Below are 26,438 nucleotides of genomic sequence, written 5' to 3'. Positions count from 1 at the left end.
ACCGCCACCGGCTCCGCCTCGACGTCGCAGGGGGCACGGGCGAACTGGGGCGAGAAGGGGCGCCCGCTCGGCCGGGGCGGGCACCCCTCGACGACGACGTGGACCGGGGTGGGCCTCGGGGGCTGTCGCCGACGCCGCCGGTGTGGAAGAGGCGGCACCGCTCCCGGTCGACCTCGTAGTACGCGTCGTGGCGTACGAGGGGCGCCTTTGCGTCCCCCTCCGACGGCGCGCGGATCCTCACCCGCCCGGCCGGTCCCCGGCTGCCGCGGCGGCGCGGCCGCGGGAGGGTGGACGAGGTCGATGACGTCGTCCGAAGGAGTACGGGCGTGACCGAGCAGCCCGCGAGCGGTGCCGACGGCGGGGCCCCGCCCGAACCGCAGCTCCAGGCCCGGCCGCAGGCACGGCCCGCACCGGAGGCGCCCCCCGCAGCCCCCGCGCCTCCCGGGCCTCCCGGCCACCCGACGGTGATCGTCGACGGCCTGCACGTCGTCTACCGCATCCACGGCGCCGACGCCGGCCGCGGCAGCGCCACCGCCGCGCTGCGCCGTATCGTGCTGCGGCGCGGCTCGCCCGCCGTGCAGACCGTGCACGCCGTCAAGGGCGTGACCTTCACCGCCTACCGCGGCGAGGCGATCGGCATCATCGGCTCCAACGGCTCCGGCAAGTCCACGCTGCTCAAGGCCATCGCCGGACTCCTCCCGGCGGACCGCGGCCGGGTCTACACCGACGGCCAGCCCTCGCTGCTCGGCGTCAACGCGGCCCTCATGAACGACCTGACCGGCGAGAAGAACGTCATCCTCGGCGGACTGGCGATGGGCATGAGCCCGGAGGAGATCCGCGCCCGCTACCAGGGCATCGTCGACTTCTCCGGCATCAACGAGGCGGACGACTTCGTCTCGCTGCCGATGCGCACCTACTCCTCCGGCATGTCCGCCCGGCTGCGCTTCTCCATCGCCGCGGCCAAGCAGCACGACGTCCTGATGATCGACGAGGCGCTGGCCACCGGCGACCGCCGGTTCCAGCTGCGCTCCGAGCAGCGCATCCGCGAACTGCGCAAGGAGGCGGGCACCGTCTTCCTGGTGAGCCACAGCAACGCCGCCATCCGCGACACCTGCACCCGCACCCTGTGGATCGAGCGGGGCGAGCTGCTCATGGACGGCCCCACCGAGGCGGTCGTCAGCGCCTACGAGTCCCACAGCGACGGCAAGCCCCCCGGCTGACCGGAGGGATCCGCTGCCGGCCGCGGGCGTGGGTCAGCCGTACGGGTAGAAGCCCGCGCCGGACTTGCGGCCCAGCCGCCCCGCGTCGACCATCCGCTGCAGCAGCGGCGGGGCGGCGTACAGCGGCTCCTTGTATTCCGCATACATCGAGTCGGCGATCGCGGCGACGGTGTCGAGGCCGATGAGGTCGGACAGCCGCAGCGGGCCCATCGGGTGGGCGCAGCCCATCTCCATGCCGTTGTCGATGTCCTCGCGGGTCGCGATGCCCGACTCGAACATCCGGATGGCCGACAGCAGGTACGGGACCAGGAGCGCGTTCACCACGAAGCCGGAGCGGTCCTGGGCGCGGATCGCGTGCTTGCCGAGGACGGTCGTGACGAGGTCCTCGGCGCGCTTGAGGGTGTCGCTGCCGGTGGTGAGCGCCGGGATCAGCTCCACGAGGGCCTGGACGGGCGCGGGGTTGAAGAAGTGGATGCCGAGCACCCGGTCCGGGCGGGACGTCGCCACCGCGAGCCGGACCAGCGGGATCGACGAGGTGTTGGACGCCAGGATCGCGTCCTCGCGCTGCACCACCTGGTCCAGCACCTTGAAGATGTCGGTCTTGACCCGCTCGTCCTCCACCACGGCCTCGATCACCAGGTCGCGGTCGGCGAACTCGCCGAGGTCGGTGGTGAAGGTGAGCCGGCCGAGCGCCTCGTCCCGCTGCTCCGCGGTGATCTTGCCGCGCTCCGCCGCCTTGCCGAGGGAGCCGGTGAGCCGGGCCCGTCCCAGTTCCAGGGCCTCGCCCGTGGTCTCCGCGACCCGGACGTCCAGCCCGGCCTTCGCGCACACCTCGGCGATGCCGGACCCCATCTGGCCCGCGCCGACCACTCCGACGCGCTCGATGTCTCCCACTCGACCCAGCCCTCCGTGCAGCTCCATCGCCTACCGCACAGACGTTACCCGGGCCGGTGCCCGAAGCCGCGGGTGGGACCGGCGTGCTGCTCCGGTCCCCACCGCGGCCCCCGGTCACCGGGCCCGCGCGTCGGCAGTCGCGCGGGCCCGGCGTGCTCGCGCTAGACCTTGGTGCAGGTCTTGCCGTTGAGGGTGAAGGAAGCCGGCACCGCGGGGGCGCCGGGTGCCACGCCGGTGAAGCCGACCACGGTGCTGCCGCCGGCCGGGACGGACGTGCCCCAGCTGGGTGCGGTCACCGTCACGGCCGCACCGCTCTGGGTGTAGTTGCCGCTCCACAGCGACGCGATCGTCTCGCCGGCGGTGAAGGACCAGCCCAGCTTCCACGGGTCGACGGCCGTGCTGCCGGTGTTGGTCACCGTGACCGAGGCCTGGAAGCCGCCGGGCCACTGGTTGGTGACCGCATAGGCCACCGTGCACGAGCCCGCGGGCGCGCTGGTCGGCGGAGTGGTCGGAGGTGTGGTGGGCGGGGTCGTCGGAGGTGTCGTCGGCGGCGTGGTGGGCGGGGTGGTCTGCCCGGTGGTCGGAGGCGTCGTGGGCGGGGTCGTACCGCCGCCCGAGGTGTCCGACGTGTCGCCGTAGATGATCCCGCGCCCGTTGGTCCCGATGTAGACGCGGCCGTAGACCCGCGGGTCGCCGGTGATCGCGGTGTTGGTCACGCCCCACTGGTGGGCGTTGTCGTTGATGCGCACCCAGCTCGCGCCGGCGTCGGTGGAGCGGAAGATGCCGCGCACGCCGCCGATCTTCGCGCTGGTGTAGAGCGCCTGGTAGGCGGCGCCGGGGGCGGCCTTGCCGAAACCGATCGTGTCGGCCTCGTCGACGTTCGACAGCTTGGTGAAGGACGCCCCGGAGTTCGTCGAGTGCCACAGGCCGTAGGTGCTGCCCGCGCCCCCGACCACCCACACGTCGCCCTCGGTGCCGGGCAGCGCCTTGAGGTGGGCGCTCTCGGTCGGCAGGCCGGTGGCCGCGGTCGCGGTGAAGGTCGCGCCGCCGTCGGTGCTGACGTAGAACTTGCCGCCGGAGATCCCGTAGAACTTCTTCGGGTTCACCCGGTCCGAGCCGATCGCGGCGCCCGTGGGCAGGCCGGTGACGGCCTGCCAGGAGTTGCCGAAGCCGGTGGTGTGCTGCACGCCGACGCCGGAGCTCCACACGAAGCCGCTGCCGTCCGCCGCCGCCGCGATCGTGCCGCCCGTGGCACCGGAGGGGTCGGTGCCGGCGAACCAGTTGGCGCCGTTGTCGGTGGAGAAGGCGACGTGCGCGCCGGTGTCGGCGCTGCCGACGCGGGCGACGATGTTGGCGTTGGTGCCCGCGTAGTCCAGGCTCGTCGTCGTGGTCCAGTTCGGCTGGGTGAACATCATCGCCGGCACGGTGTCGAGGCTGGTGTGCCGGAAGCCGCCCAGGTCACCGAGCGCGCTGATGAGCGGGGCGCCGGTCGGCGGGCTGATGAGGTCCTGGACCGAGGTCTCCTCCAGGCCCTTGGCGTTGGGCTTGACGGTGAACTTGGTCCCGGTGTCCCAGTTGGTGAGGTTGTCGGTGCCGTAGATCGTGGCGCCCGTGCCGTACCACATGCGGTTGGAGTTGAACGGGTCGATCTCCAGCGACTCCGTCATCCACCCGAGCTTGGGCGCCTCCTCGGGCGGCGCGGGGTTGCCGCCCCAGCTCAGCCACGGGGAGGACGAGATGTCCATGGTGTAGCGGTCGGCGCGGGTCGGGTAGCTGGGGGTGTCCCAGGCCCGGGTCCAGGTGGCGCCGTTGTCGGTGGAGCGGAAGATCTGGGTGTCCGCCCACCAGGAGCTGTAGCCGGTGACCATGAGGGTGCCCGGGTGCTGCCGGTCCACGCTCAGGCCGCTGTAGCCGAAGTACGTGTCCGCGTCCGACATCGGGCTGATGTTCGTCCAGGTGCCGGTCGCCGTCGCGTACCGCCACACCTGGCCCTTGGCACCGTCGTACGGGCCGCCGGTGTCGCTGGTGGCGAGGTAGAGGTAGCCGTTGACGCTGTCCAGGACGCCCTTGTGCGCGATGTAGCCGGTGGGCTGCCCGGCGAGCCGGGACCAGGTGGCGCCGCCGTCGGTGGAGCGGTAGACGGTGTTGGCCTTGTCGGCCACGCCCACGTAGATGGTCTGCGTGGTGCTGCCCTTGGTGCCGGTGCGCGGGTCGAAGGTCACCCACACGTCGCCCTGGTTGTCGCTCTGGTAGCCGGTGCTGTCGGACGGATCGGCCACGTAGTTGCCCGCGTTGGGGAAGGACGCGACCTTCGCCCAGGTCACACCGGAGTCGGTGCTGCGCCACAGGCCGTTGCCGCTTGGGGCGGCGAAGTACAGGACGCTGTCCTTGTTGGGGTCGATCGCCAGCCGCTCGCCCATGCCGCGGCCGGGCATGTTGCCGCCGAGCTTGAACGGCAGGGCCGTCGACTGCCAGGTCGCGCCGCGGTCCGAGGAGCGCAGGACGGCGCCGTTGTTGGGGTCCCAGGAGTTGGTGTACATCCCGACCGCCGCGTACACCTTGTCCGGTGCGAGCGCGTCGGTGGCGAGGCTGACCACGCCGTTGCGGTTCCAGTCCGTCCAGCCGGCCGAGTCCAGCAGCGGGGTCCAGGACTTGGTCGACTCGTTCCACCGGTACGCGCCGCCGATGTCGGTACGGGCGTAGGCGAGGTTCTTCTCGGACTGGTTGAAGATGATGCCCGGCACGAAGCCGCCGCCCTCGATCTGGGCGTTCTTCCAGGTGTACGTGTCCGACACCGCGGCGGGGGCCGCTGCCGCGGCCGGTGAGCCGGTGGCGGCGACCGTTGCCGCGGCCACGGATACGGCGCCGCCGATCAGGGAGAAGGCCGCGACGAGCGCGGCGAGGGGTCTGCGAAGCATGGGGCGTCCTTGAGTGTGGGGGGTGGACGACTCGGGGCAGCGCGATGCGTGGGAGCGCTCCCACGAGAGGTCCGATGATAGCGCTCACCTCCCCCCGGGGTGAACCCCTCGGGAGGGCCTCCCGAGCCTTCCGGGCTGCCCCTTCCCGCCGTCGCGGGATCGTCCCTCGTGGGGGCTTGTCGGTCGCGGACGAGACCGCGAGCGGCACCCCGCGGCGCACAGGGCTGAGGGGCCCGCCCCGAAGGACGAGCCCCTCCCACGTGGGGGGCGGCTAGGCCCCGCGCAGGGTGGCCTGCGTGCGGGTCGCCGCCGAGGCGACCGCGGCGTCGCGCGCGGCGGAGGCCTCCTCCGCCGTGAGGGTGCGGTCGGGGGCACGGAAGCGCAGCGCGTACGCGAGGGACTTGCGGCCCGCACCGATCTGCGGCCCGGCGAAGATGTCGAACAGCCGCACCGATTCGAGCAGTTCGCCCGCCCCGGCGCGCAGCGCCGCCTCCACCTCCGCCGCCGGAACATCCGCGTCGACCACGAGCGCGACGTCCTGCGTGGCGACCGGGAAGGTCGACACGCGCGGCCCGGTGGCGGTCTCGCCGCCCGCCGCGACGACGAGGTCGAGGTCGATCTCCATCGCGCACGTCCGCTCCGGTACCCCGAACGCCTTCGTCACCCGCGGGTGCAGTTCGCCCGCGTGCCCGACGATCTGCTCGCCGGCGAGCAGCACCGCGCACCGCCCGGGGTGGAAGGGCGCGTACTGCCCGGCCCGTACGGTGAGCGCGACGCCCGCCTGACGGGCGACCGTGCGGGCGGCCTCGACGGCGTCCGCCCAGGTGGCGGGCTGGGCCTCGCCCCACCAGCCGGCCTGCTCGCGGGCGCCCGCGAGGACGACGCCGACGCGGTGCGGCTGGTCGGGCAGCGCGGCGACGAGCCCGGCGATCTCCTCGTCGGTGGGCCGCCGGTCGACGGGCAGCCGCGGCGGCAGCACCTGGCGCTCGGCGGGCAGGAAGACCAGGCCGGTCTCGAAGAGGGCGAGGTCGTTCGCCCCGCGCCCGTGGTTGCGGCGCAGGGTGCCGAGCAGCCCGGGCAGCAGCGTGGTGCGCAGATGCGGCTCGGTGTCGTCGAGCGGGTTGGCGAGCCGGACCATGCGGCGCCGGTCGTCGTCCGCGTCGAGGCCGAGCTGGTCGAGGACGTCGGAGCTGATGAACGGGTAGCTCAGCGCCTCGACGTACCCGGCGCCGGCGAGCGCGCGGCCGACGCGGCGGCGCAGCAGCTGGCCGGGCGTCAGGCCGCGGCCGGCGGGCGGCTGCGGGAGGGTGGAGGGGAGGTTCTCGTACCCTTCGAGGCGGATGACCTCCTCGGCGAGGTCGTTGATGTAGCTCAGGTCGGGCCGCCAGGACGGCACGGTGACCGCCAGCTCGTCGGAGCCGGTGACGTCGCAGCCGATCTCCTGGAGCCGCCGGACGACGGTCTCGCGACCGTAGTCGGCGCCGGCGACCCTGTCGGGGTGGTCGGCGCGCATGGCGATGGTGCGCGGGCTCACCGGCGCGGCGATCTCGGTGACGCCGGGCTCCGCGGTGCCGCCCCCGAGCAGCACCAGCAGGTCGACGGCACGCTGGGCGGCGGCGGACGTGGCGAGCGGGTCGGTGCCGCGCTCGTAGCGCCGGGACGCCTCGGAGCCGAGCTTGTGGCGGCGCGAGGTGCGGGCGATCGGGATCGGCGCGAAGTGCCCGGCCTCGATGAGGATGTCGGCCGAGCCGCCGTCGGCGATCTCGGTGTTCTCGCCGCCCATGACGCCGGCCAGCCCGATGGGCCCGGTGTCGTCGGTGATGACCAGGTCCTCGGCGTCGAGGGTGCGCTCGACGCCGTCCAGGGTGGTGAGCTTCTCCCCGGGAGTGGCGCGGCGGACCCCGATGGCACCGCGCACGCGCGTGCGGTCGTAGGTGTGCAACGGGAGTCCCAGCTCGAACATCACGTAGTTGGCGATGTCGACGGTGAGCGAGATCGGCCGCATGCCGACCTTCTGCAGCCGCCGCTGGAGCCAGACCGGCGAGAGCGCCTCGGGGTCGACGCCGGTGACGGTGCGGGCGGTGAAGCGGTCGCAGCCCTCGGGGTCGGCGATCGCGACCGGGTAGCCCTCGCCGTTGTGCGCGGGCACGTCGATCAGCGCGGGGTCGCGCAGCGGCACCCCGTAGGCGATGGCGGCCTCGCGGGCGACCCCGCGGATCGACAGGCAGTAGCCGCGGTCGGGGGTGACGGCGATGTCCAGCACCTCGTCGACCAGCTCCAGCAGCTCGATCGCGTCCGTGCCGGGCGCGGGGGCGCCGGGCGGCAGCACGATGATGCCGTCGTGGTCGTCGCCCATGCCCAGCTCGCGGGCGGAGCAGATCATGCCGTGCGAGACCCTGCCGTAGGTCTTGCGGGCGGCGATCTGGAAGTCGCCGGGCAGCACACCGCCGGGCAGGATGACGACGACGCGGTCGCCGACGGCGAAGTTGCGGGCGCCGCACACGATCTCCTGCGGCTCACCGGTGCCGTTGGCGTCGCCGACGTCGACGGTGCAGAAGCGGATCGGCTTCTTGAAGCCCTCCAGCTCCTCGATCGTCAGCACCTGGCCGACGACCAGCGGGCCCTTGATACCGGCCCCGAGCTGGTCGACGGTCTCGACCTCCAGGCCGGCGGAAATGAGCTTGGCCTGGACGTCGCGGCCGGTGGCACCGGCGGGCAGGTCGACGTACTCCCGCAGCCAAGAAAGCGGGACCCGCATCAGATCTCCATCCCGAACGGGAGGGTGAAGCGCACGTCACCCTCGACGATGTCTCGCATGTCCTCGACGTTGTGGCGGAACATCAGCATCCGCTCGATGCCGAAGCCGAAGGCGAAGCCGCTGTACTTCTCCGGGTCCACACCGCACGCCACCAGCACCCTGGGGTTGACGACGCCGCAGCCGCCCAGCTCGATCCAGCCCTCGGAGGAGCAGGTGCGGCAGGGGCGGTCGGGGTTGCCGACGGACTCGCCGCGGCAGACGTAGCAGAGCATGTCCATCTCGGCGGACGGCTCGGTGAAGGGGAAGTGGTTGGGCCGCAGCCGGGTGGTCATGCCCTCGCCGAACAGCGAGACGACCATGTGGTCGAGGGTGCCCTTGAGGTCGGCCATCGTCAGGCCCTCGTCCACCGCGAGCAGCTCGACCTGCGAGAAGACCGGGGTGTGGGTCGCGTCCAGCTCGTCGGAGCGGTAGACGCGGCCGGGCGCGATCACGTACACCGGCAGCTCGCGCTCCAGCAGGGCGCGGATCTGCACCGGCGAGGTGTGGGTGCGCAGCACGACACCGGACTCTCCCCCAGAGCCTCCGGCCTGGGAGGTACCCCCACCCGAGCCTCCGGCCTGGGAGGTACCCCCACCCGAGCCTCCGGCCTGGGAGGTACCCCCGCTGCCCTCGGGTCCGGCGACGAAGAAGGTGTCCTGCGTCTCGCGCGCGGGGTGGTCGGGCGGGAAGTTCAGCGCGTCGAAGTTGAACCAGTCGGACTCGACCTCGGGGCCCTCGGCGACCTCGTAGCCCATGGCCGTGAAGATGTCCTCGATGCGCTCGGAGAGCGTCGTGAGCGGGTGCCGGGCGCCGGCCGGGCGGCGGTCGTACGGCAGCGTGACGTCGACGGCTTCCTCGACGAGCACCCGGGCGTCGCGCTCGGCCTCCAGCTCGGCCTGCCGGGTGGCGAGGGCCTTGTTGACCGCGCCGCGGGCCTGGCCCACCCGCTTGCCCGCCTCGGCCTTGGCCTGCGGCGGGAGGGCGCCGATCTCCCGGTTGGCGAGGGCGAGCGGTGAGCCGCCGCCGGCATGCGCGGTCTTGACGTGGGTGAGGGCTTCGAGGTCGCCGGCCGCGGCGATCGCGGCGAGCGCGTCGTCGCGCATCCGCTCGATCGCTTCCGGCTTGAGCGCCTCGACCTCGACAGGGTCGTACGACTTGTTCGGTGCCGACATCTCTTCCCGTTCCGAAGTGGACGATGGTGGTGGGCGGCGTGCGGCGCCACTGCGCTGCGGTGGCGTCGCGGTGGAGGCTCCGCCCGACCGGACACATGCCAGGGGACGAGTCTACTTGCGCCGCGGGGACCGGCTGTTTTCGGCCGCCGGAGCCGGCTGCTCCCGTGACGGGGCCCAGCCCTGCTTCTGCCCGTCGTGACGGTCCCGGGGCCGCTCAGGCCAGGTACGCGGGAGCCCCGACGGGCAGGGTAAATCGGAATTCGGCGCCGCCGCCCGCGGCCCGGCCGACGGTGATGGTGCCGCCGTGGGCCTCGACGATGCCCTTGACGATGTAGAGCCCGAGGCCCGTGCCGCCGCGCTTGCTGCCCCGCCAGAAGCGGGTGAACACGCGGCTCATGGACTCCTCCGGAATGCCGGGACCCTCGTCGCCCACCGTGACCGCGGTCGCGTCGCACCGCCGCTCGGTGGCCTCGCCCGGGTGTGCGGGCGCCACGTCGATGGTGACCCTTCCCTCGCCGTGGCGCACCGCGTTTTCCAGCAGGTTGCCGAGCACCTGGTCGACCTTGTCGGGGTCGGCCCACAGGTCGGGCAGCGGCCCGGTCACCCGTACGGTGAAGCGGTCCTGCGGCTGGCCTGCGGCGATGTGCGCGTCGACGTGGCGCTGCACGGCGGCGGCCAGGTCGACCGGCTGGCGGCGCACCTCCAGCCGGCCGGAGTCGATCCGGGAGATGTCCAGGAGTTCGGCGATCAGCCGGGTGACGCGGTTGGCGTCGGCGTCGACGGTCTCCAGCATGAGCTTCTTCTGGTCGTCGGTGAAGCGCTCCCACTTCGCGAGCAGCGTCGCCGTGAAGCCCTTGACGGAGGTCAGCGGCGAGCGCAGCTCGTGCGCGACGGTGGCGATCAGCTCGGCGTGGCTGCGTTCGGTACGGCGCCGGGCATCGGTGCCGCGCAGCGTGACCACGAGCCGCTGCACGGGCCCGGCGGGCCGCTCGCGGACGTACCGCGCGGCGACCAGCACCTCCCGCCCGCCGGGCAGCAGCAGGTTGCGCTCGGGCTGCCCGGTCCTGATCGCCAGCCCCCCGTACGGGTCGGTGAGCGGCCACCAGCGGCGGCCCTCCAGGTCCTCCAGCGGCAGCGCCTGCTCCACGGGGCGGCCGAGCACGTCCTGCGGGCGCAGCCCGGTGATGCGGGCGGCGGCGGCGTTGAAGCACACCACCTGTCCGGTGCCGTCGGCGACCAGCAGCCCGTCGGGCAGGTCGTCGGGGTGCGGGGCGTAGCCGCCGGCGGAGGCGCGTACCGGGTCGGGCGCGGGGGGCTCGCCGGTGCGCGGTACGGGGGCGGACGCGGGCGGTACGGGCTCGCGGTGCGGCTCCCCGGCGGGTGGCGCGGGCGGGTCCTGGGCGGGCAGGACCGTCACGCCGCTGTGCGCAGCGTCCTCGCGCGTGTGCGATCCGTTGCCTCGCGCCGTGACACCCATGCGCGCCACCCCCCTTTCAGGGTCCCCCGGGCGAGCCACCCTACTAGGTGGACGTAACGCTGCGGCACCCTCCGGGCGCACGCTGCTCCCTCGCGGAGGCGTAGAGGCACACCGCGGCGGCGGTGGCGAGGTTGAGGCTCTCGGCGCGACCGTGGATCGGGACGCGCACGACCTCGTCCGCGAGCGCCCGGGTCTCCTCGGGCAGGCCCCACGCCTCGTTGCCGAAGATCCACGCGCTGGGCCCGCGCATCGTGCCCTCGTCCAGCTCCGCGTCCAGGTCCCGCTCCCCCGCGCCGTCCGCGGCCAGCACCCGCACGCCCGCGGCGCGGAGCCCGGCCACGGCGTCCGCGACCGGCACCCCGACGGCGACCGGCAGGTGGAAGAGGCTGCCGGCGGAGGCGCGCACCGCCTTGGGGTTGTACAGGTCGACGGAGGCGTCGGTGAGGACGACCGCGTCGGCGCCCGCCGCGTCGGCGCAGCGCAGCACCGTGCCGGCGTTGCCGGGGTCGCGAACGTGGGCCAGCACGGCGACCAGCCGCGGGCGGGCGCGCAGCACCTCGGTGAAGGGCGTGTCCAGGAAGCGGCACACCCCGACGACACCCTGCGGGGTGACGGTGTCGGAGATCTCCGCCATCACCTCGGGGGTCGCGGTGAGCACGGGCGCGCCGGCCGCGCCGGCGGCGGCGACCAGGTCGGCGTGCCGCTCGGCGGCCTCGGGCGTGGCGTACAGCTCGATGAGGGTGCGCCCCGCGGACCCCCCGGGGTGGGCGATCGCCTCGCGCACGGCCTGCGGGCCCTCGGCCAGGAACCGCCGCTCCTTGCCGCGGAAGCTGCGCCTGGCCAGCCGGTGCGCGGCGGTGACCCGCGCGGAGCGCAGCGAGGTCAGCTCGGGGGTGGTGCCCATCGGGGTGGCTGCTCCAGTGGTGGTACGGGGTGGGTGGGTCCGTTCATGCGACGGGCCCGCGGGGGCGTTGCCGCCCGCGGGCCCGGGGTACTGCCGAGACAGACGTCGCTCAGCGCGGGGTCACGCCGCCTTGGGGGCGTTCACGTCCGCGGGCAGCGCCTTCTGGGCGACCTCGACCAGCGCCGCGAAGGCGTTGGCGTCGTTGACGGCCAGCTCGGCGAGGATCTTGCGGTCGACCTCGACGTTGGCGGCCTTCAGACCCTGGATGAAGCGGTTGTAGGTGATGCCGTTCGCGCGGGCAGCGGCGTTGATGCGCTGGATCCACAGCTGGCGGAAGTCGCCCTTGCGCTTCTTGCGGTCGTTGTAGTTGTAGACCAGGGAGTGGGTGACCTGCTCCTTGGCCTTGCGGTACAGGCGCGAACGCTGACCGCGGTAGCCGCTGGCCTGCTCGAGGACCGCCCGGCGCTTCTTCTGGGCGTTGACTGCCCGCTTGACGCGTGCCACTTGATAACTCCTTCTAGGGGACCGCGGTATGCCTCACGCGGTCCGAAAGCGAATGGACTCCCGACCCGGGACGGCTGCGCCCCGGCGGGGGCACGGCCGTCACTTGCCGAGAAGCTTCTTGATCTTCTTGGCGTCCGGGGCGGCGACCTCGACGGTCCCGGTCAGGGCGCGGGTCTTGCTGGACGGCTTGTGCTCCAGCAGGTGGCGCTTGCCGGCGCGCTCGCGCAGCACCTTGCCGGAGCCGCTGATCTTGAAGCGCTTGCTCGCACCGCTGTGCGTCTTGTTCTTCGGCATGGCGCCGTAGTCTCCTCGTCGCTGGCCTCCCGTGCGCCGCTGGGCACACGGAGAGCGTCAGTTCTGCATTAACCGACCCGGAGCCGCTGCTCCGGATGTTCTTCGTCCAGGCCGCTCAGCCGGCGTCCTGGGCCTGGGCCTGGGCCTCGACCTCGGCCTCGGTCCCGACCTCTGCCTCGGTGTCGGCCTCGGCGGGCGTCTCCGCCTCGCCCGCGGCGTCACCCTGGCGGACGGCCTTGCGGGCGGCCTGCGCCTCGCGGGCCTCGGCCATGGCCTCGGTCTTCTTCTTGTGCGGACCCAGGACCATGATCATGTTGCGGCCGTCCTGCTTCGGGTTCGACTCGACGAACCCGAGGTCCTGGACGTCCTCGGCGAGCCGCTGGAGCAGCCGGTAGCCGAGCTCCGGGCGGGACTGCTCGCGCCCGCGGAACATGATCGTGATCTTGACCTTGTCGCCCTGCTTGAGGAACCGGACGACGTGACCCTTCTTGGTGTCGTAGTCGTGCGGGTCGATCTTCGGCCGGAGCTTCATCTCCTTGATGACCGTGTGCGCCTGGTTCTTGCGCGCCTCACGGGCCTTCATGGCCGACTCGTACTTGAACTTCCCGTAGTCCATGAGCTTGCACACGGGCGGACGGGCGTTCGCCGCCACCTCGACCAGGTCGAGGTCGTACTCCTGCGCAAGCTCCAGGGCCTTGGCAAGCGGCACGATGCCGACCTGCTCGCCGCTGGGTCCGACAAGTCGCACCTCGGGAACGCGGATCCGGTCGTTGATGCGGGGCTCGGCGCTGATGGGGCCTCCTCGGTTGCACCACGCGGCTGACTGGCCGACAGCCGCGCTTGAGTCTGTCTTCGTATGGACCGACCCGCACCCCAGGCGTGGAAAACGCCCCGTACGGGACACAGGCGGGGCTCCTCACAACCGGGAGCACCGCCGCGTTTATTCCGCGGGGCGCATTCGGACGGTGCTCACCGGATATACGCGACGTACTCGCGTACGATCCGGACAGCCCGTCTGACCGGGACCCGTCGGCCTCGCGGCCGACCAGGTGGGAGATCGGAGCCTCCACTTGGTGGTCGGGCACGCGTGCGCCCGACCGGTCGTCCAGCCAGCATACCAGCGCCGGACCGAAGGCCGTAATCGGCCGGACGGGGCATATCGTGTCGGCATGAGCGACGCACCTGCCACTCCCGACCGTCCCGACCCGTCCGACCAGCTCGCGCGCGACATCGCGGACGTGCCCGCGGTCGAGGTGATCACCACGGTCGCCGTGCACCTGATGAGCGCCGCGGCCGTGAACCTGGGCCTGGCCGAGGAGGGTGCGCAGCACAAGGACCTGGACGAGGCACGCAAGCTCATCCAGGCACTGGCCGGACTGGTCACCGCGAGCGCGGGCGAGATCAGCAGCTTCCACGCGGCGCCGCTGCGCGACGGTCTGAAGTCGCTGCAGCTCGCCTTCCGCGAGGCGTCGGTGGTGCCGGACGAGCCCGGGCAGGGACCCGGCGAGAAGTTCACCGGGCCCGTCTACGGCTGAATGCCGCCGGGCAGGCGCCCATCGCGTTCAGCCCTCCTGGCCCTCGGCACGTGCCGCCGTCTCCTCCTCGGCGGCCGCGGCGCGCGCGGCCCGGACCGCGGCGAACGCCGGGTGCGTGACCTCGTGCACCAGCGCCGCGAGCACCGCGCCGATCGGCGGCGCGACGAGGAACAGCCACACCTGGCTGAGCGCCGGGCTGCCCGCGAAGAGCGCGGGCCCCAGGCTCCGGGCGGGGTTGACGCTCGTGCCGGTCAGCGGGATGCCGATCAGGTGGATCACGGCGAGCGCCATGCCGATGGGCAGCCCGTCGAAGCCGACCACCGCGATCCGGTGGGTGACCGCGAGCACGACGAAGACCAGCAGGAAGGTCAGGATCAGCTCGGCCACGAAGGCGCCGAAGATGTTGATGCCGACCGCCGACCGGTAGCCGTAGCCGTTGGTGCCGAAGGCGCCGTGCGTCTGCAGCCCCGGCACCTGCTTGGCGACGAGCAGCAGCAGCGCCGCGCCCACGATCGCGCCCAGGAACTGCGCGACCCAGTACTCGACGGCCGTGCGCAGCGAGATGCGCTTGGCGACGAGCATGCCCAGCGTGACCGCCGGGTTGACGTGGCTGCCGGAGATCGGCCCGACCGCGTAGGCGATGGCCAGCAGGACCAGGCCGAAGGCCAGGGCGATGCCCAGGGTGCCGATGTACTCGCCGGAGAGCACGGCCGCGCCCACGGCGAAGAAGACCAGCAGCAGCGTGCCGAGGAATTCGCAGACGAACGCCCGCTGATCGTCGGCCGTGCGGTTCTCGGTGATCGTTCGGATGTCCATCCGCGCCTCCACGACGACGGTGATCGATGTCCGCCCTCGTATTGTCGGCTTTACGGGTGAAAGCCACATCTCGGAGGAAACGGGACGTCGACCGGCCGCGGTCGCGCGGGTGTCAGCGGGCGGAGCCGGAGGGCCGCGTCAGCGGGTGAACAGCGGCTCGCCCGGAAGGGCGGTGTCCGGCGGCAGCACGGCCAGGTCCAGGCCCCGCCGCAGCGCCGCGCGCAGCACCGGGTGGGCCGCGAGCGCACCGGCGAGCGCGCGGCCGGTCGCGGCCGCGTCGGCGCCCGGGGCCAGCACCAGCCCGAGGGTGCCGTCGCTGTCCGCCGACCGCGTGAGCTGCGCCCGTACGATCCCCGGCTCGGCGGCGACCGCGGCCCGCAGCGCCTCGCGCACCTCCGCGTCGGCCAGCGGGTCCGTCCCGCCCGGACCGCGGGCGGCGGCCCGCAGCGCGGCGCCGTGCAGCGGGAACGGCACGGGCCCGGCGATGTCGATCAGCAGGGTGTCCGCGTCCTCCTGCACGAGCGCCTGGAGTGCCTGCCCCAGCCGTACGGCGACGGGCCGGGCGTCCGGGCGCCACGCGGCGAGCGCGGCGGTGGAGGTGAAGGCGGGCACCGCGCGGCGCCCGGTGCGGCCCGACTCGATGGTCGGCACCGCCATGTCGCTGGTCTTCTCCCGGCGCAGCCCGTCGGGGCCGGTCTCCACCTCGCCCAGCACCGCGACGACCGGAACCAGCAGCCGCGCGCCCTGGAGCGCCTCGACCACCGCGTCCTCCCGGTCCGGCTCGCGCTCGGCGTTCCATGCGGCGAGCGCCGCGGCCAGCGCGGGGGCGGCGGAGCCGTCGTCGTCGGGAAAACCGGGGTCAGGGATGTTCTTGAGCTCCACCCGCGCAGCCTATCCGGCGCGCGGCGCCCGCCGGACGGGGCGTCGTGCCGCTCGGTCCGGCCGGGTGCGTACCGCGTATCGCGCGCCCGGTGCGGCGCGCGCTCCCGCCGCGGCCCCGCTCTACCCCGCCCAGCTCCCGGTCGCCCGTACCGCCGCGGCACGGCGGCGGGGGCGGTACCAGAGCAGGCCCGCGATCGCGATCAGCACCGCGCCCGCCCCGGCGAAGGCGGCGGCGACGCCGTTGCCGAGGACGCTCGAACCGGCGGAGGCGGCGGGCGCCGGGCCGGGGCCGGTGCCGAAGTAGCGCTGCGGGTAGGCCGCCGGGGTGGGGGTGATCGGGGCGGGGTCGAGCTTCGCGGCGGCGGCGAGCGCGGCGGCCGGGTCGATCTCGCCGGTGCCCAGCTCGTCGCTGCGCCCACGGTCCGGCTTGTGCCGGGTGGTGTCCTGGAGGACCTGCCTGATCTGCAGCGGGCTCAGCTTCGGGTACGCCGACCTGATCAGGGCGACGGAGCCGGAGACGTACGCGCACGCGGCGCTCGTCCCCAGGCCGTCGTAGTACTTGCGGTCCGGGTCCGCCATGACGATGTCGTCGCCGGGCGCGGCGACCGCCGAGTACCAGCGGTGGGTCGAGAACTGCGGGTGGTGGCCCAGGTCGTTGACGGCGGTCACCGCGATGACGCCGGGATAGGCCGCGGGGTAGGAGGAGCGGTCCGCCTTGTCGCCGCTGTTGCCCGCCGAGGAGACCACGACGACGCCCTTGCCGAGCGCGTACCGGATCGCGTCCGCCTCGGCGGCGACCGGCGAGGCGGTGGCGCTGTCGTCACCGAGCGAGAGGTTGATGACGTCGGCGCCGTGGTCGACGGCCCACCGGATGCCCTCCGGCAGCGCGCTCCCCCGCGTGGAGCGCGCCTTGTCGCGCTGCGGGTCCTTCTCCTCCAGGATCACCCGCACGGGCAGGATCTTCGCCTGCGGGGCGATGCCGAGCACGCCCGAGCCGTTGCCGGCGCCGTGGCCGTGCCCGGCGATGATCGCGGCCATGCCCGTGCCGTGGTTGGCCCACGCCTTGTCGCCGCGGGCGGCGCCGAAGCCGATGAGGTCCTTGCCGGTGAGCACCTGGCCGGTGAGGTCGGGGTGGGTGGCGTCGACGCCGGTGTCGAGCACGGCGACGGTCACGCCCGCGCCCTTCGTCGTACGCCACGCCTGCTGGGCGTGCAGGGCGTTCAGCGCCCACTGCCGGTCGCGGATGCCGTCCGCGGCCGCGGGTGCGGTGCCGAGCGCGACGAGCGCGGCGGCCGCCGTGACGGCGGTCGCCGCCGCGAGCCGCGGGCGGCGGGGGGTGCGCGCGCGGCTCATCGGCTCTGCTCCGTTCCCGCGGGGGTGGCCGGGGCGGTGTGGGCGTTCGGGTGCAGTTCGGCGTCGACGGCAGCCTTGAGCCGGTCGTCGACGGCCTTGCCCAGCCCCGTCGCGTCGAAGCCGAGGCCCGCCTGCGCGGGCGCACTGGTGGCGCCCGACGCGACGGCCTCGTCCGCGGGCAGCGGCTGCGGGACCGCGCGGCCGTCCGCGAAAGCGCTGACCGCGTAGACGACGAAGGGCGCCGCCGCCGACACCCGCACGTCCCAGCTGCCGCGCTGGGTGGGGCCGAAGTGGGCGGCGGCCGTGCCGGGGAAGGCCACCGGGCGGGGTATCAGGTCGGTGCGGGCGCCGAGGTGCTCGTCCGTCCAGCGCTTGGCGAGCGCGCTCATGCCCGCCGCGTCGCCCGCGGTGACCAGCACACCGACCGTCGTCACGGTCGTGGACGTGCTGTCCACGTAGGTGGCGCGCAGCAGCTTCGCGCAGCCGGTGGGCGCGAGCACCCGGTCCAGCAGCGGGTCGAAGGCGCCCGTGCAGTCGCCGGGCGGGGAGACGCCGATACGCGTCCACGTCCGGTCGGCGCCGCCGGGGCCCGCGCCCCTGCCGTCCACGACGGGCGGGAAGAGCGTGTCGACGGGCGCGTCCTGCCACACCAGCCGCGCCCGCGCGAACTCCGCGGCGCTGCCCGGTGCCGCGGACGGCGCCGCCTTCGGCCCCCGGTCCAGTACGGCCCCGGCGGTGGCCCCGCCGATCAGCCCCAGCCCGAGCACCAGGCACACGGCGATGCCCACGGCCCGCCGCGTCCCCGCCCCGGGCCGCTCCTGCCCGGGGCCGCCACCGGGTGGCGGCGCGTGCGCCGGCACGGGCGCGACCCCGCCCCCCCACGTCCCCCCGGGCGGCACGGGCACCCGCCCGTCACCCTGCGGCGGTACGGCCGGAGCGGGCAAAACCCGCACCCGCGGCTCCTCGGGAGGCAGCGGACTCGGGGGCGCGCCGGCCCCCGGAGCCCGCGGCGGTACGGCGGGAGCCGGCGGAGCCTGCACGCGCGGCTCGTCCGGACTCGGGGGCGCACCGGCCCCCGGCCCCGGGGCGGCCCACGACGGAACGGGCGGCGGGGCCTGCGGCGGAACGGCAGGGGCGGGTGGAGCAGGCGGATCCTGCGCCTGCGGCTCCTCCGGGGGCGCCGGGCGCGGCGGCGTACGGTCCGGGCCCCGCGGCGGGACCGGCGGGGCGGGCGGCGGCGTACGGTCCGGGCCTCGCGGCGGGACCGGCGGCTGCGGCGGGGCGGCCGGGCGGGACGGGACCGGCGGGTCGGGGAGCCGGGTCCCCGGCTTCGGCGGCGGCGGAACGGGACGGCCGGGCCGCGGACCCGGCTCGGCGGCCGCCGTCACCGTGTCCGGCGTCCCCGGCAGCCGGGTGGCCGAATCCGGCGGCGGCGGAACGGACCGCCCGCCCCCCGGGGGCTCCGGGGCGGCGGACGGGGTACGGCCCGCCGGGGGCTCCGCGCCGGACGGGGTACGGCCCGCCGCGTCATCGGCCTGCGCCGGAACGGACCGGCCCCCGGGCGCCGTCGGCGTACCCGGCTGGGGCGGCGTGACGGGACGGCTGCCGGCCGGGGACGGGCGCGGTCCCTGCGCCTGCGCAGGCACGGGCGCCGTACCCGGCTCGGGGCGCGGCGGCGTACCCGGCTCGGGCGGCCGGGGCGCGTACTCCCCAGTCGCGCCCGGCGCCGGGCGTGACGGCTCCGGGGCCGTACGGTACGGCTCCGGGTCGTGACGGTGGGTGGCCGGCTGCGGGGAGCGGGGGTGGAGGGTGGGGAACGGAGACGTCGGGGGTTCTCCGTTGTCCACTCCGGTGCTCACCCGGCGCCCCCTTGTGACCTCTGCGTGCACGGCTTGCGCGCGTCACTTTACGGGGTCGCGCGGGCCCCCGGCTCCCACAGGCCGCGGTCGCCGGGCCTACCGCTGGGTAGCCCCGCTCTGGCAAGCTGCGGCCATGTCAGAGCACGCCGCCGCGGACCGCGCCCGTTACGACCGGGCCACCGCGCACCTCGACGCCCCGCTCGCCCTGGTCGACCTCGCGGCCTTCGACGCCAACGCGGCCGACCTCGCGCGCCGCGCCGGCGGCAAGCCGATCCGGACAGCCACCAAGTCGGTGCGCTGCCGCGCCCTGCTGGAGCGCGCGCTCGCGCACGACGGCTTCAGCGGCCTGATGTCCTTCACGCTCGCCGAGTCGCTGTGGCTCGCCCGCGCGGGCTTCACCGACGTGCTGCTGGCCTACCCGTCGGCGGACCGCGCGGGATACGCGGAGCTGGCCGCCGACCCCAAGCTCGCCGCCGCGGTGACGGTGATGGTCGACGACGTCGCGCAGCTCGACCTGATCGACGCCGCCCGCGGCGCCGGCGGCGAGACCGTCCGGGTCTGCCTGGAACTCGACACCAGCCTGCGCAAGCTGGGCGGGCGGCTGCGGATCGGCGCGCTGCGCTCGTCCCTGCACGACCCGGAGCCGCTCGCCGAGCTGGCCCGCGCGGTCGCCTCCAGGCGGGGCTTCCGGCTGGTGGGCCTGATGGCGTACGAGGGCCACATCGCGGGGGTCGGCGACACGCTGCGCGGGCGGCCCGCGCGCTCGCTGGCGATACGCCTGATGCAGGCCACGGCACGCAAGGAGCTGGCGGCGCGGCGCGCCGAGGCGGTGCGGGCGGTACGCGCGGTCGAACCGGGCCTGGAGTTCGTCAACGGCGGCGGCACGGGCAGTGTGCAGCACACCGCGGCGGAGGCCGCGGTGACGGAGATCGCGGCGGGGTCGGGGCTGTACGTGCCGCGGCTCTTCGACAACTACACGTCCTTCAGCGGCCGTCCGGCGGCGCTCTTCGCCCTGCCGGTGGTGCGCCGCCCGGGCGTGGGCGTCGTGACGGTCCTCGGCGGCGGCTACCCGGCGTCCGGCGCGCCCGGCCGCGACCGGCTCCCCGAGCCGTACCTGCCCGCGGGCCTGCGCTACGACCCGCAGGAGGGTGCGGGCGAGGTGCAGACGCCGCTGCTGGGCTCGGCCGCGGACGACCTGCTGATCGGCGACAAGGTGTGGTTCCGGCACGCGAAGGCGGGCGAGCTGTGCGAGCGGTTCGCGGAGCTGCACCTGCTGGAGGGCGACGAGGTGACGGCGGTCGCCCCGACGTACCGGGGCGAGGGCAAGACGTTCCTCTGAACGCCGCGGGCCCGCCCCCGGCGCGGGAGCGGGCCCTCAGGACGTACGGCGGCGGGCGTCAGACGCCCGTGCCCGTACCGCCGGACGAGCTGCCCACCCGGGTGGTGTCGGTCTTGATGCCCTGGGTGATCTTGTCCATGTCGGCGAGCGTCGGCGCCTTGGCGGCGACGTCGAAGCCGAAGCGGACCACGACCAGCCGCTTCGTGGTCGGCGACGGGAAGACCAGCGACTCGACGTAGCCCTGGGTGCCGGACTGCGTCACGACCTTCCACCGCACCAGGTAGCCCTGCTGCCCGGCGACGGTCACCGCGCCGGCCTTGATCTGCTGGTGCGAGGTGGTCGGGCCGTAGGTGTCCTCGCCGTACGAGGCCGCGGCGTTCGCGGCGATGTCCTGCTCGGCCGCGGCCTGCGGGGTCGTGGCGGTGATCCCGGCGTCCGCGGCGGGCTCCGAGGAGACGCCGCCCAGCGTGCAGTTGAGCTCCTGGGTGCCGGGGCAGGCGTACGGGCCGACGCCCAGCCCGGCGCCCTTGTCGCTGGACTGGCCCTGCCAGCCCTCCAGGACGGGCAGGCTGATCGCGTCGGCGCCGTCGATCGCCTTCGTCGGGTCGCCGGCGCCGCTGCCCCCGTCGCTCCCGCCGTCGCCGCCGGTGCTGCCGCCGCCGTCGCTGCCCGGGTCGGACGGCAGCGGGTGCGGCAGCTTGCCGGTGGAGTGGCTGGGCGTCGGCGAGCCCTTGGCGTCGTCCTTGCCGTTGTCGTCCTTGCCGAGCACCAGGATGCCGGCGACGACGGCGCCTATCAGGACGAGGGCGGCGACCAGGGCGATCACCACCGTCCCGGTACGCCTGCCGCGGTCCGGGGCCGGGGTGCCGTAGCCGTAGCCGGTCTGGGGGGAGCCCGGGTACACCGGCGGGGCGGTGGGCGGGACCGGAGCGGTCCTGGTGTACTCGGTCCACGCCGAGCCGTCCCACCAGCGTTCCATCGCCGGGCTGTTGCCTGTGTGCCCGGGTTCTGCGTACCAGCCGGGCGGGGTCGAGGTCGTCACGGCGGTCACCTTATGGCCCGAGCATGAGAATCCCGTAAGTGGTCGCTCCCTGCATACCGCGCCGCCCGCCCCGCATGCCAGAGCGCGTCCGGGGGCGTACGGGCGCCCTACCGGCGCAGGGCGGCCTTGCGGGTCAGCGAGAGCAAGTCGCGGGCGGGGCCGGCTGGGCGGTGGCCCGCGGGCCACACCGCGCGCAGCGCCCTGCGCAGGTCGAGTCCGGCGACGGGTACGGCGGCCAGCCGGTGGGCGGCCAGCTCGTCGGCGACGGCCAGCTCGCTCAGCACGGCGGGGCCCGCGCCGCCGACCGCCGCGGACTTCACGGCGGTGGTCGAGGCCAGTTCGAGCAGGGCGGCGGCGGGTCCGCCGTGCCCGGCGAGCGCGGCGTCCAGCACCTGCCTGGTGCCCGAGCCCTCCTCGCGCAGCAGCAGCGGGGTCGCGGCGAGCTCCGCCGCGGGCAGTGGGCGGCGGCGGGCGGCCCAGCGGTGGCCGGGCGCGACGACGACCAGCAGCCGGTCGTGCCCGACGACGGCGGCGTCCAGCCCCGAGGGCACGTCCAGCCCCTCGACGAACCCGAGGTCCGCGTCCCCCGCGGTCACCTGCCGGGCGACGGCCACCGAGTTGCCCGCGGCGAGCGACACGGCCGTGCCCGGGTGCCGTACGTGCAGCGCGGTCAGCCACCCGGGCAGCAGGTACTCGGCGACGGTCAGGCTGGCGGCGACCCGCAACCGGGAGTCGCGCCGCCCGCGCAGTGCCCGGGCGCCCGCGTCGAAGTCCTCGGCGGCCTCCAGCACCCGCCGCGCCCACTCGGTGACCACGGCCCCCTGCTCGGTGAGCCGCGACCCGCCCGACGACCGCGTCACGAGCCCCACCCCGACCTGCCGCTCCAGCGCCCGCATCCGCGCGCTCGCCGCCGGCTGGCTGATCCCCAGCTCCCGCGCCGCCCGCCCCAGGCTCCCCAACCGCGCAACGGCGACCAGCAGTTCCATGGCCCCCAACTCCGGCACCCGCCGAGCCAGCGCCCCTCGCCCCGCGGAGTCGTCACTGCCGGTCATGGGCCCAGCGTATGCGCTGCCGCGAGGAGTCCGGGGCCCGCAGGTGCGGCGCCGGGGCCCGCAGGCGCGGCGCCGGGGCTCGCGCATCCCGCGCGGGGGCGGGCTCGCGCATCCCGCGCGGGGGACGCAGGGGGGCGGATGGGGGTACCTCCCGGGCGAAGCCCTGGGGGCCCTGCGCGACCGGCCCAGGACAACCGGGCGATCCCGCGACGGCAGCACCCCCACCCCGAAGGGAAAGGGGCACAGCACGGATGGACCCGAGCCCCGGTCCAGGCGCCAGGCCCCGGGCGCACCCCATAACCCCCGCTGATGCCCCGATAGCCCCGCGGGTGCTACCCGCCCAGCCCGGCCCGGGGCCACCGTAAAAGCATGGCCACCGCGACGCTCCCCCGCCCCACCGCCCCTCCGCTTCCCCGGAGGGGGACCCGACACGTCGGGCCGAACTGGTACGCCGGTGTGATGGGGACCGCCGTCGTCGCGAACGCGGGGGCAGCGCTGCCGGGCGCCCCCGCCGCCCTGCGCGACGCCTGCACCGCGGTGTGGGTCCTCGCGGCCGCGGCCCTCGCCGCGGTGCTCGCGGCACGCGCCACGCACTGGGCGCGGCACCGCGACGAGGCACGTCGACACCTCGCGGACCCCGCGATCGCGCCGTTCCACGGATGCCTGCCGATGGCGCTGCTCGCCGTCGGGGCGGGCGCGCTGACGCTGGGCCCGCGGGTGGTGGGCGAGCGGGCCGCGGTCGCCGCGGACTGGGCGCTGTGGACGGCGGGCACCGCGAGCGGGCTGCTGGTCGCGGCGGCCGTGCCCTACCTGATGGTGACGCGGCACCGGATCGCCGCAGACGGCGCCTCACCGGTGTGGCTGCTGCCGCTCGTCGCACCGATGGTCTCGGCCGCGCTCGGGCCCGCGCTGGTGCCGCATCTGAGCGGGCCGCAGGCCCGCGAGGCACTGCTGCTGGGATGCGTGGCGCTGTTCGGGCTGAGCCTGCTGGCGACGCTGATGACGCTGCCGCTGGTGTGGGGCCGGCTGCTGCGGTACGGGCCGCTACCGGTCGCGCTGACGCCGCTGCTCTTCCTGGTGCTCGGGCCGCTGGGCCAGTCGACGACCGCGGCCGGCGCGTTCGCGGACGCCGGCCCTGCCGCGCTGGGTGCGCCGTACACCGGCGCGCTGCGCGGCTTCGCGGTCCTCTACGGGGTGCCGGTCATGGGCTTCGCGCTGCTGTGGCTGGCGCTGTCTGCCGCGCTGGTGGTGCGGGCGGTGCGGCGCGGGATGCGCTTCTCGCTGGCCTGGTGGGCCTTCACCTTCCCGGTCGGCACGTGCGTGACGGGCGCGTCGAGCCTGGCCAGGCACACCGGCCTGCACGCGGCGGCATGGCTGGCGGTGGCGCTGTACGTGCTGCTCGCCGCGGCGTGGGCGGCGGCCGCCGCGGGGACCCTGCGGGGCCTGCTGACCGGCGCGCTCCCGGCACCCGCCGCCGTGGCGCCGTCCCCCGCGTGACGGCGGGGCCTCAGCCCGCCGCCGCCAGCGCCTCCGCGAGCGCACGGGGCGCGTCGGCGAGCGAGGGGCCGTACCAGGTCAGGTGGCGGCCGTCGACGAGAGCCGCGGGGATGCCGGGGAAGGACTCGGGGCCGTCGTCCGCGGTGAAGCGGTAAGGCTCGTCGGGGAGGACGACGAGGCCGGGCCGGGCGGCGAGCAGCTCGGGCAGCATCACCCGCGGGTAGCGCTCGGCGTGCCCCGCGTACAGGTTGCGGACGCCGAGGCGGGCGAGCAGGTCGCCGGCGAAGGTGTCGCGGCCCAGGACCATCCACGGGCGGCGCCAGACCGGCACGACGGCGCGGCGCACCGGGGCCGCGGGTACGACGTCCCGCCAGGCGGCCTCGGCTGCGTCCAGCCACGCGGGGCGGGCGAGCCCGCAGCCCCGCACCAGCAGCCGGTCCAGCTCGGCGAAGGCCTGCGGCAGCGAGCGCACCTCGGTGACCAGGACGTCCACCCCGGCGGCGCGCAGCGTGTCGAGGTCGGCGGCACGGTTCTCCTCCTCGTTGGCGACGACGAGGTCGGGCGCGAGCGCGGCGACGGCGGCCACGTCGGGGTTCTTGGTGCCGCCGACGCGGACCACGTCCAGATCCGCGGGGTGGGTGCACCAGTCGGTCGCCCCGACCAGCAACTCCGGCGCGGTCGCGGCCACCGCCTCGGTCAGCGACGGCACGAGCGACACGACCCGCCGTACGGTCCGCCCGGACGGTACGGACGGCGCAGCCCGAACGCCCGGCCCGGCGCGGCGAGTCGGCACGGGCCGCCCGGTCGGCGCTCCCGGCCCGGACCGCCCGGCCGACGCGGTGCGCCCGGTCGGCGCCCCCGGCCCGGCCGGCACGGGCCCTTCCGGCGGTACGGCCGGGCCGGCCCCGTGGTTCGCGTGTGGCATCCGCCAACCGTACGGGCCGCTGTCGGTGGGGCGTGCCATGCTGGGCCGGTGGACGACCAGAACTCCCGCGCCCCCCGCGACCGGCTCATGCTGCTCGACACCGCGAGCCTGTATTTCCGTGCGTATTTCGGCGTGCCCGAATCCGTGCGCGCGCCGGACGGGACACCGGTCAACGCGGTGCGCGGACTGCTGGACTTCATCGCCCGGCTGGTCGCCGACCACTCCCCCACCGCGCTGGTGGCGTGCATGGACGCGGACTGGCGCCCGCAGTGGCGCGTGGACCTGATCCCCTCGTACAAGGCGCACCGGGTCGCCGACGAGGCCGCGGGCAGCGAGGATGTGCCGGACACGCTGTCCCCGCAGGTGCCCGTCATCGAGGCGGTACTGGACGCGGTGGGCATCGCCCGCGTGGGGGTGCCCGGTTACGAGGCGGACGACGTGATCGGCACGCTCGCCGCGACCTCGCGCCGGCCGGTCGCGATCGTCACGGGCGACCGCGACCTCTTCCAGCTCGTGGACGACGCACGCGGCGTCCGGGTGCTCTTCCCCCGCAAGGGCGTGGGCGACTGCGACGTGCTGGACGAGGCGGCGATCGAGGAGCGGTACGGCGTGCGGGCCCGGCAGTACGCGGATTTCGCGGCCCTGCGCGGCGACCCGAGCGACGGCCTGCCGGGAGTCAAGGGCATCGGCGAGAAGACGGCTGCCCAGCTCGTGACGGAGTACGGCGACCTGGCGGCGGTGCGGGCGGCCGCGGCCGACCCCTTCTCCCGGCTGACGCCCGCGCGGCGGCGCAACATCGCGGCGGCGGCCGACTACCTCGACGTGGCGCCGCGGGTGGTGGCCGTCGCGAAGGACGTCCCGCTGCCGCCGTTCGACGCGACACTGCCCGCCGCTCCGGCCGCCCCGCAGGCCCTGGAGGCACTGGCGCGGACGTGGGGCCTGGGCGGTTCGCTGTCGCGGCTGCTGGCGGCGCTGGCCGCCGACCGGTAGGGGCCGCCCGTCCGCCGCGGCGGCCCGCTCCCGTACGGACACCGCCCTCAGATCACGACGCTATACGCCGTGGGTATAGTTCACAGCGCCCGTACAGGAACGCCCCAGGAACCACCCGCGGAGGTACCGCCATGCCCCACGCCATATCCGTCACGAGCCGCCGCAGGCGGCGGACGGCGCTGGTCGCCGGGGTCGCGGCGCTCAGCCTGGGGCTGGGGCTCAGCGGCTGCGCGAAGTATGACGCGCAGTCACCGCACGACGCGCGCGAGAACGCGTACAAGGCCGCGGCGAAGGCAGCCGAGGCCGGGGGCACGGACGGGAAGGCGGCGGCGCTGCCCGCGGGGGCGGTGGACTGCCGCAAGGCCAAGTGCATAGCGCTGACCTTCGACGCCGGGCCGAGCAACAACACCCCGGCGCTGCTGAAGGTGCTGGACGAGAAGAAGGTCCGGGTCACCTTCTTCCTGCTCGGCCACAACCATGTCGACAAATACCCCGAGCTGGTCAAGCAGATGGGCCAGAACGGCAACGTGCTGGGCAACCACACCTGGACCCACCGCCGGCTCACCGACCTCAAGCCCGCCGAGATACGCACGGAGCTGAACCACCTCGACGACGAGGTGGAGAAGCTCACGGGCAAGCGCCCGACGCTGATGCGCCCGCCGCAGGGCCGCACCGACGAGAAGGTCTCCAAGGTCTGCAAGGAACTGGGCATCGCCCAGGTGCTGTGGAGCGACACCGCGAGCGACTACGCCACGACCGACTCGGCGCTGATCAAGAAGCGGATACTCAAGGACGCGAGCCGGGACGGCATCATCCTCCTGCACGACCTCTACAAGGGGACCGTGCCGGCCGTCCCGGGCATCATCGACGCGCTGCGGGCGCAGGGCTACACCTTCGTGACGGTTCCCGAGCTGCTCGCCCCGGCCACCCCCGAGCCGGGCAAGGTCTACCGCCCCTGAACCTCCGCG

General features: G+C 74.9%; 22 protein-coding genes. 6 read left to right on the top strand and 16 right to left on the bottom strand.

Annotated features, from left to right (window positions below; translation table 11 throughout):
• Positions 1–464: 464 nt before the first annotated feature.
• Positions 465–1,220 (top strand): ABC transporter ATP-binding protein, encoded by a 756-nt coding sequence (locus tag IH54_RS0110580; protein ID WP_043180490.1) that lies wholly within the window; start codon positions 465–467, stop codon positions 1,218–1,220.
• A gap of 33 nt (positions 1,221–1,253) precedes the next feature.
• On the opposite strand, the gene IH54_RS0110575 is transcribed toward IH54_RS0110580, so the two are convergent.
• The 9 genes from IH54_RS0110575 to infC form a co-directional block, all read right to left on the bottom strand.
• Positions 1,254–2,114 carry a 3-hydroxybutyryl-CoA dehydrogenase gene (locus tag IH54_RS0110575; RefSeq protein ID WP_031515222.1) on the bottom strand — a complete coding sequence of 287 codons (861 nt, stop codon included), beginning with the start codon at positions 2,112–2,114 and terminating at the stop codon, positions 1,254–1,256.
• A gap of 161 nt (positions 2,115–2,275) precedes the next feature.
• Positions 2,276–5,032 carry a cellulose binding domain-containing protein gene (locus IH54_RS0110570; protein WP_031515220.1) on the bottom strand — a complete coding sequence of 919 codons (2,757 nt, stop codon included), beginning with the start codon at positions 5,030–5,032 and terminating at the stop codon, positions 2,276–2,278.
• A gap of 271 nt (positions 5,033–5,303) precedes the next feature.
• A complete protein-coding gene (gene pheT, locus IH54_RS0110565) occupies positions 5,304–7,790 on the bottom strand; it encodes a phenylalanine--tRNA ligase subunit beta (RefSeq protein WP_031515218.1) in 2,487 nt (828 codons plus the stop codon).
• A complete protein-coding gene (gene pheS / locus IH54_RS0110560) occupies positions 7,790–9,001 on the bottom strand; it encodes a phenylalanine--tRNA ligase subunit alpha (protein ID WP_031515216.1) in 1,212 nt (403 codons plus the stop codon). Before pheS ends, pheT begins: the two co-directional genes overlap by 1 nt.
• A 214-nt stretch (positions 9,002–9,215) precedes the next feature.
• Positions 9,216–10,478: a sensor histidine kinase gene (locus IH54_RS0110555; protein ID WP_078862081.1), complete on the bottom strand. Its 1,263-nt coding sequence runs from the start codon at positions 10,476–10,478 to the stop codon at positions 9,216–9,218.
• Between the two features lie 43 nt (positions 10,479–10,521).
• Positions 10,522–11,382 carry a TrmH family RNA methyltransferase gene (locus IH54_RS0110550; RefSeq protein ID WP_031515211.1) on the bottom strand — a complete coding sequence of 287 codons (861 nt, stop codon included), beginning with the start codon at positions 11,380–11,382 and terminating at the stop codon, positions 10,522–10,524.
• A gap of 120 nt (positions 11,383–11,502) precedes the next feature.
• Positions 11,503–11,886, bottom strand: a complete 384-nt coding sequence (rplT, locus tag IH54_RS0110545) for a 50S ribosomal protein L20 (RefSeq protein ID WP_031515209.1) — start codon at positions 11,884–11,886, stop codon at positions 11,503–11,505.
• Positions 11,887–11,985: 99 nt separating this feature from the next.
• A complete protein-coding gene (rpmI, locus tag IH54_RS0110540; RefSeq protein ID WP_031515208.1) occupies positions 11,986–12,180 on the bottom strand; it encodes a 50S ribosomal protein L35 in 195 nt (64 codons plus the stop codon).
• Positions 12,181–12,295: 115 nt separating this feature from the next.
• Positions 12,296–12,973: a translation initiation factor IF-3 gene (gene infC / locus IH54_RS0110530; RefSeq protein ID WP_078862093.1), complete on the bottom strand. Its 678-nt coding sequence runs from the start codon at positions 12,971–12,973 to the stop codon at positions 12,296–12,298.
• Positions 12,974–13,349: 376 nt separating this feature from the next.
• On the opposite strand from infC, the gene IH54_RS0110525 reads away from it, so the two are divergent.
• A complete protein-coding gene (locus IH54_RS0110525; protein WP_031515204.1) occupies positions 13,350–13,715 on the top strand; it encodes a DUF1844 domain-containing protein in 366 nt (121 codons plus the stop codon).
• Between the two features lie 27 nt (positions 13,716–13,742).
• Here the strand turns inward: IH54_RS0110525 and IH54_RS0110520 are convergent, their stop codons facing one another.
• From IH54_RS0110520 to IH54_RS46130, 4 genes are all read right to left on the bottom strand, one after another.
• A complete protein-coding gene (locus IH54_RS0110520; RefSeq protein ID WP_052397276.1) occupies positions 13,743–14,531 on the bottom strand; it encodes an MIP family channel protein in 789 nt (262 codons plus the stop codon).
• A 138-nt stretch (positions 14,532–14,669) separates the two neighbouring features.
• The gene (locus tag IH54_RS0110515) at positions 14,670–15,413 is read right to left on the bottom strand and encodes an SseB family protein (RefSeq protein ID WP_031515200.1); all 744 of its coding nucleotides are present in this window, start codon (positions 15,411–15,413) and stop codon (positions 14,670–14,672) included.
• A 120-nt stretch (positions 15,414–15,533) separates the two neighbouring features.
• Positions 15,534–16,766, bottom strand: coding sequence for a type VII secretion-associated serine protease mycosin (gene mycP / locus IH54_RS0110510; RefSeq protein WP_052397275.1), 1,233 nt, complete (start codon positions 16,764–16,766; stop codon positions 15,534–15,536).
• Positions 16,763–17,554 carry a hypothetical protein gene (locus tag IH54_RS46130; RefSeq protein ID WP_199923367.1) on the bottom strand — a complete coding sequence of 264 codons (792 nt, stop codon included), beginning with the start codon at positions 17,552–17,554 and terminating at the stop codon, positions 16,763–16,765. The genes mycP and IH54_RS46130 overlap by 4 nt, the downstream gene beginning before the upstream one ends.
• A gap of 1,204 nt (positions 17,555–18,758) precedes the next feature.
• On the opposite strand from IH54_RS46130, the gene IH54_RS0110495 reads away from it, so the two are divergent.
• On the top strand, positions 18,759–19,964 hold the full coding sequence (locus IH54_RS0110495; RefSeq protein WP_031515192.1) for an amino acid deaminase/aldolase: 1,206 nt from the start codon (positions 18,759–18,761) through the stop codon (positions 19,962–19,964).
• Between the two features lie 58 nt (positions 19,965–20,022).
• On the opposite strand, the gene IH54_RS0110490 is transcribed toward IH54_RS0110495, so the two are convergent.
• Complete coding sequence (locus IH54_RS0110490; protein ID WP_031515190.1) at positions 20,023–21,006, bottom strand: DUF2510 domain-containing protein; 984 nt, start codon at positions 21,004–21,006, stop codon at positions 20,023–20,025.
• A 107-nt stretch (positions 21,007–21,113) separates the two neighbouring features.
• Positions 21,114–22,058: a LysR family transcriptional regulator gene (locus tag IH54_RS0110485; protein ID WP_031515188.1), complete on the bottom strand. Its 945-nt coding sequence runs from the start codon at positions 22,056–22,058 to the stop codon at positions 21,114–21,116.
• Between the two features lie 369 nt (positions 22,059–22,427).
• Between IH54_RS0110485 and IH54_RS0110480 the strand changes: the two genes are divergently transcribed.
• Positions 22,428–23,555, top strand: a complete 1,128-nt coding sequence (locus tag IH54_RS0110480; protein ID WP_031515186.1) for a TDT family transporter — start codon at positions 22,428–22,430, stop codon at positions 23,553–23,555.
• A 10-nt stretch (positions 23,556–23,565) separates the two neighbouring features.
• Here IH54_RS0110480 and IH54_RS0110475 read toward each other — a convergent pair whose 3' ends face one another.
• On the bottom strand, positions 23,566–24,273 hold the full coding sequence (locus IH54_RS0110475; RefSeq protein ID WP_031515184.1) for a helical backbone metal receptor: 708 nt from the start codon (positions 24,271–24,273) through the stop codon (positions 23,566–23,568).
• Between the two features lie 294 nt (positions 24,274–24,567).
• Between IH54_RS0110475 and IH54_RS0110470 the strand changes: the two genes are divergently transcribed.
• Together IH54_RS0110470 and IH54_RS0110465 are read left to right on the top strand one after the other, a co-directional pair.
• Positions 24,568–25,470, top strand: coding sequence for a 5'-3' exonuclease (locus IH54_RS0110470; RefSeq protein ID WP_031515182.1), 903 nt, complete (start codon positions 24,568–24,570; stop codon positions 25,468–25,470).
• 131 nt (positions 25,471–25,601) lie between these two features.
• Positions 25,602–26,429, top strand: coding sequence for a polysaccharide deacetylase family protein (locus IH54_RS0110465; RefSeq protein ID WP_031515180.1), 828 nt, complete (start codon positions 25,602–25,604; stop codon positions 26,427–26,429).
• Positions 26,430–26,438 lie beyond the last annotated feature (9 nt).

This window comes from Streptomyces sp. NRRL F-5123, assembly GCF_000721495.1.
Taxonomy (GTDB): domain Bacteria; phylum Actinomycetota; class Actinomycetes; order Streptomycetales; family Streptomycetaceae; genus Actinacidiphila.
The sequence above is the reverse complement of the archived record's forward strand: the minus strand, read 5'-3'. Positions and strand labels throughout refer to the sequence as shown.

Excerpts from the sequence above, each read along its gene's own strand:
- IH54_RS0110570 (WP_031515220.1), bottom strand. The coding sequence starts at position 5,032 with ATGCTTCGCAGACCCCTCGCCGCGCTCGTCGCGGCCTTCTCCCTGATC.
- pheT (WP_031515218.1), bottom strand. The coding sequence starts at position 7,790 with ATGCGGGTCCCGCTTTCTTGGCTGCGGGAGTACGTCGACCTGCCCGCC.
- pheS (WP_031515216.1), bottom strand. The coding sequence starts at position 9,001 with ATGTCGGCACCGAACAAGTCGTACGACCCTGTCGAGGTCGAGGCGCTC.
- IH54_RS0110555 (WP_078862081.1), bottom strand. The coding sequence starts at position 10,478 with ATGGGTGTCACGGCGCGAGGCAACGGATCGCACACGCGCGAGGACGCT.
- IH54_RS0110550 (WP_031515211.1), bottom strand. The coding sequence starts at position 11,382 with ATGGGCACCACCCCCGAGCTGACCTCGCTGCGCTCCGCGCGGGTCACC.
- rpmI (WP_031515208.1), bottom strand. The coding sequence starts at position 12,180 with ATGCCGAAGAACAAGACGCACAGCGGTGCGAGCAAGCGCTTCAAGATC.
- IH54_RS0110525 (WP_031515204.1), top strand. The coding sequence starts at position 13,350 with ATGAGCGACGCACCTGCCACTCCCGACCGTCCCGACCCGTCCGACCAG.
- IH54_RS0110520 (WP_052397276.1), bottom strand. The coding sequence starts at position 14,531 with ATGGACATCCGAACGATCACCGAGAACCGCACGGCCGACGATCAGCGG.
- mycP (WP_052397275.1), bottom strand. The coding sequence starts at position 16,766 with ATGAGCCGCGCGCGCACCCCCCGCCGCCCGCGGCTCGCGGCGGCGACC.
- IH54_RS0110495 (WP_031515192.1), top strand. The coding sequence starts at position 18,759 with ATGTCAGAGCACGCCGCCGCGGACCGCGCCCGTTACGACCGGGCCACC.
- IH54_RS0110485 (WP_031515188.1), bottom strand. The coding sequence starts at position 22,058 with ATGACCGGCAGTGACGACTCCGCGGGGCGAGGGGCGCTGGCTCGGCGG.
- IH54_RS0110480 (WP_031515186.1), top strand. The coding sequence starts at position 22,428 with ATGGCCACCGCGACGCTCCCCCGCCCCACCGCCCCTCCGCTTCCCCGG.
- IH54_RS0110470 (WP_031515182.1), top strand. The coding sequence starts at position 24,568 with ATGCTGCTCGACACCGCGAGCCTGTATTTCCGTGCGTATTTCGGCGTG.
- IH54_RS0110465 (WP_031515180.1), top strand. The coding sequence starts at position 25,602 with ATGCCCCACGCCATATCCGTCACGAGCCGCCGCAGGCGGCGGACGGCG.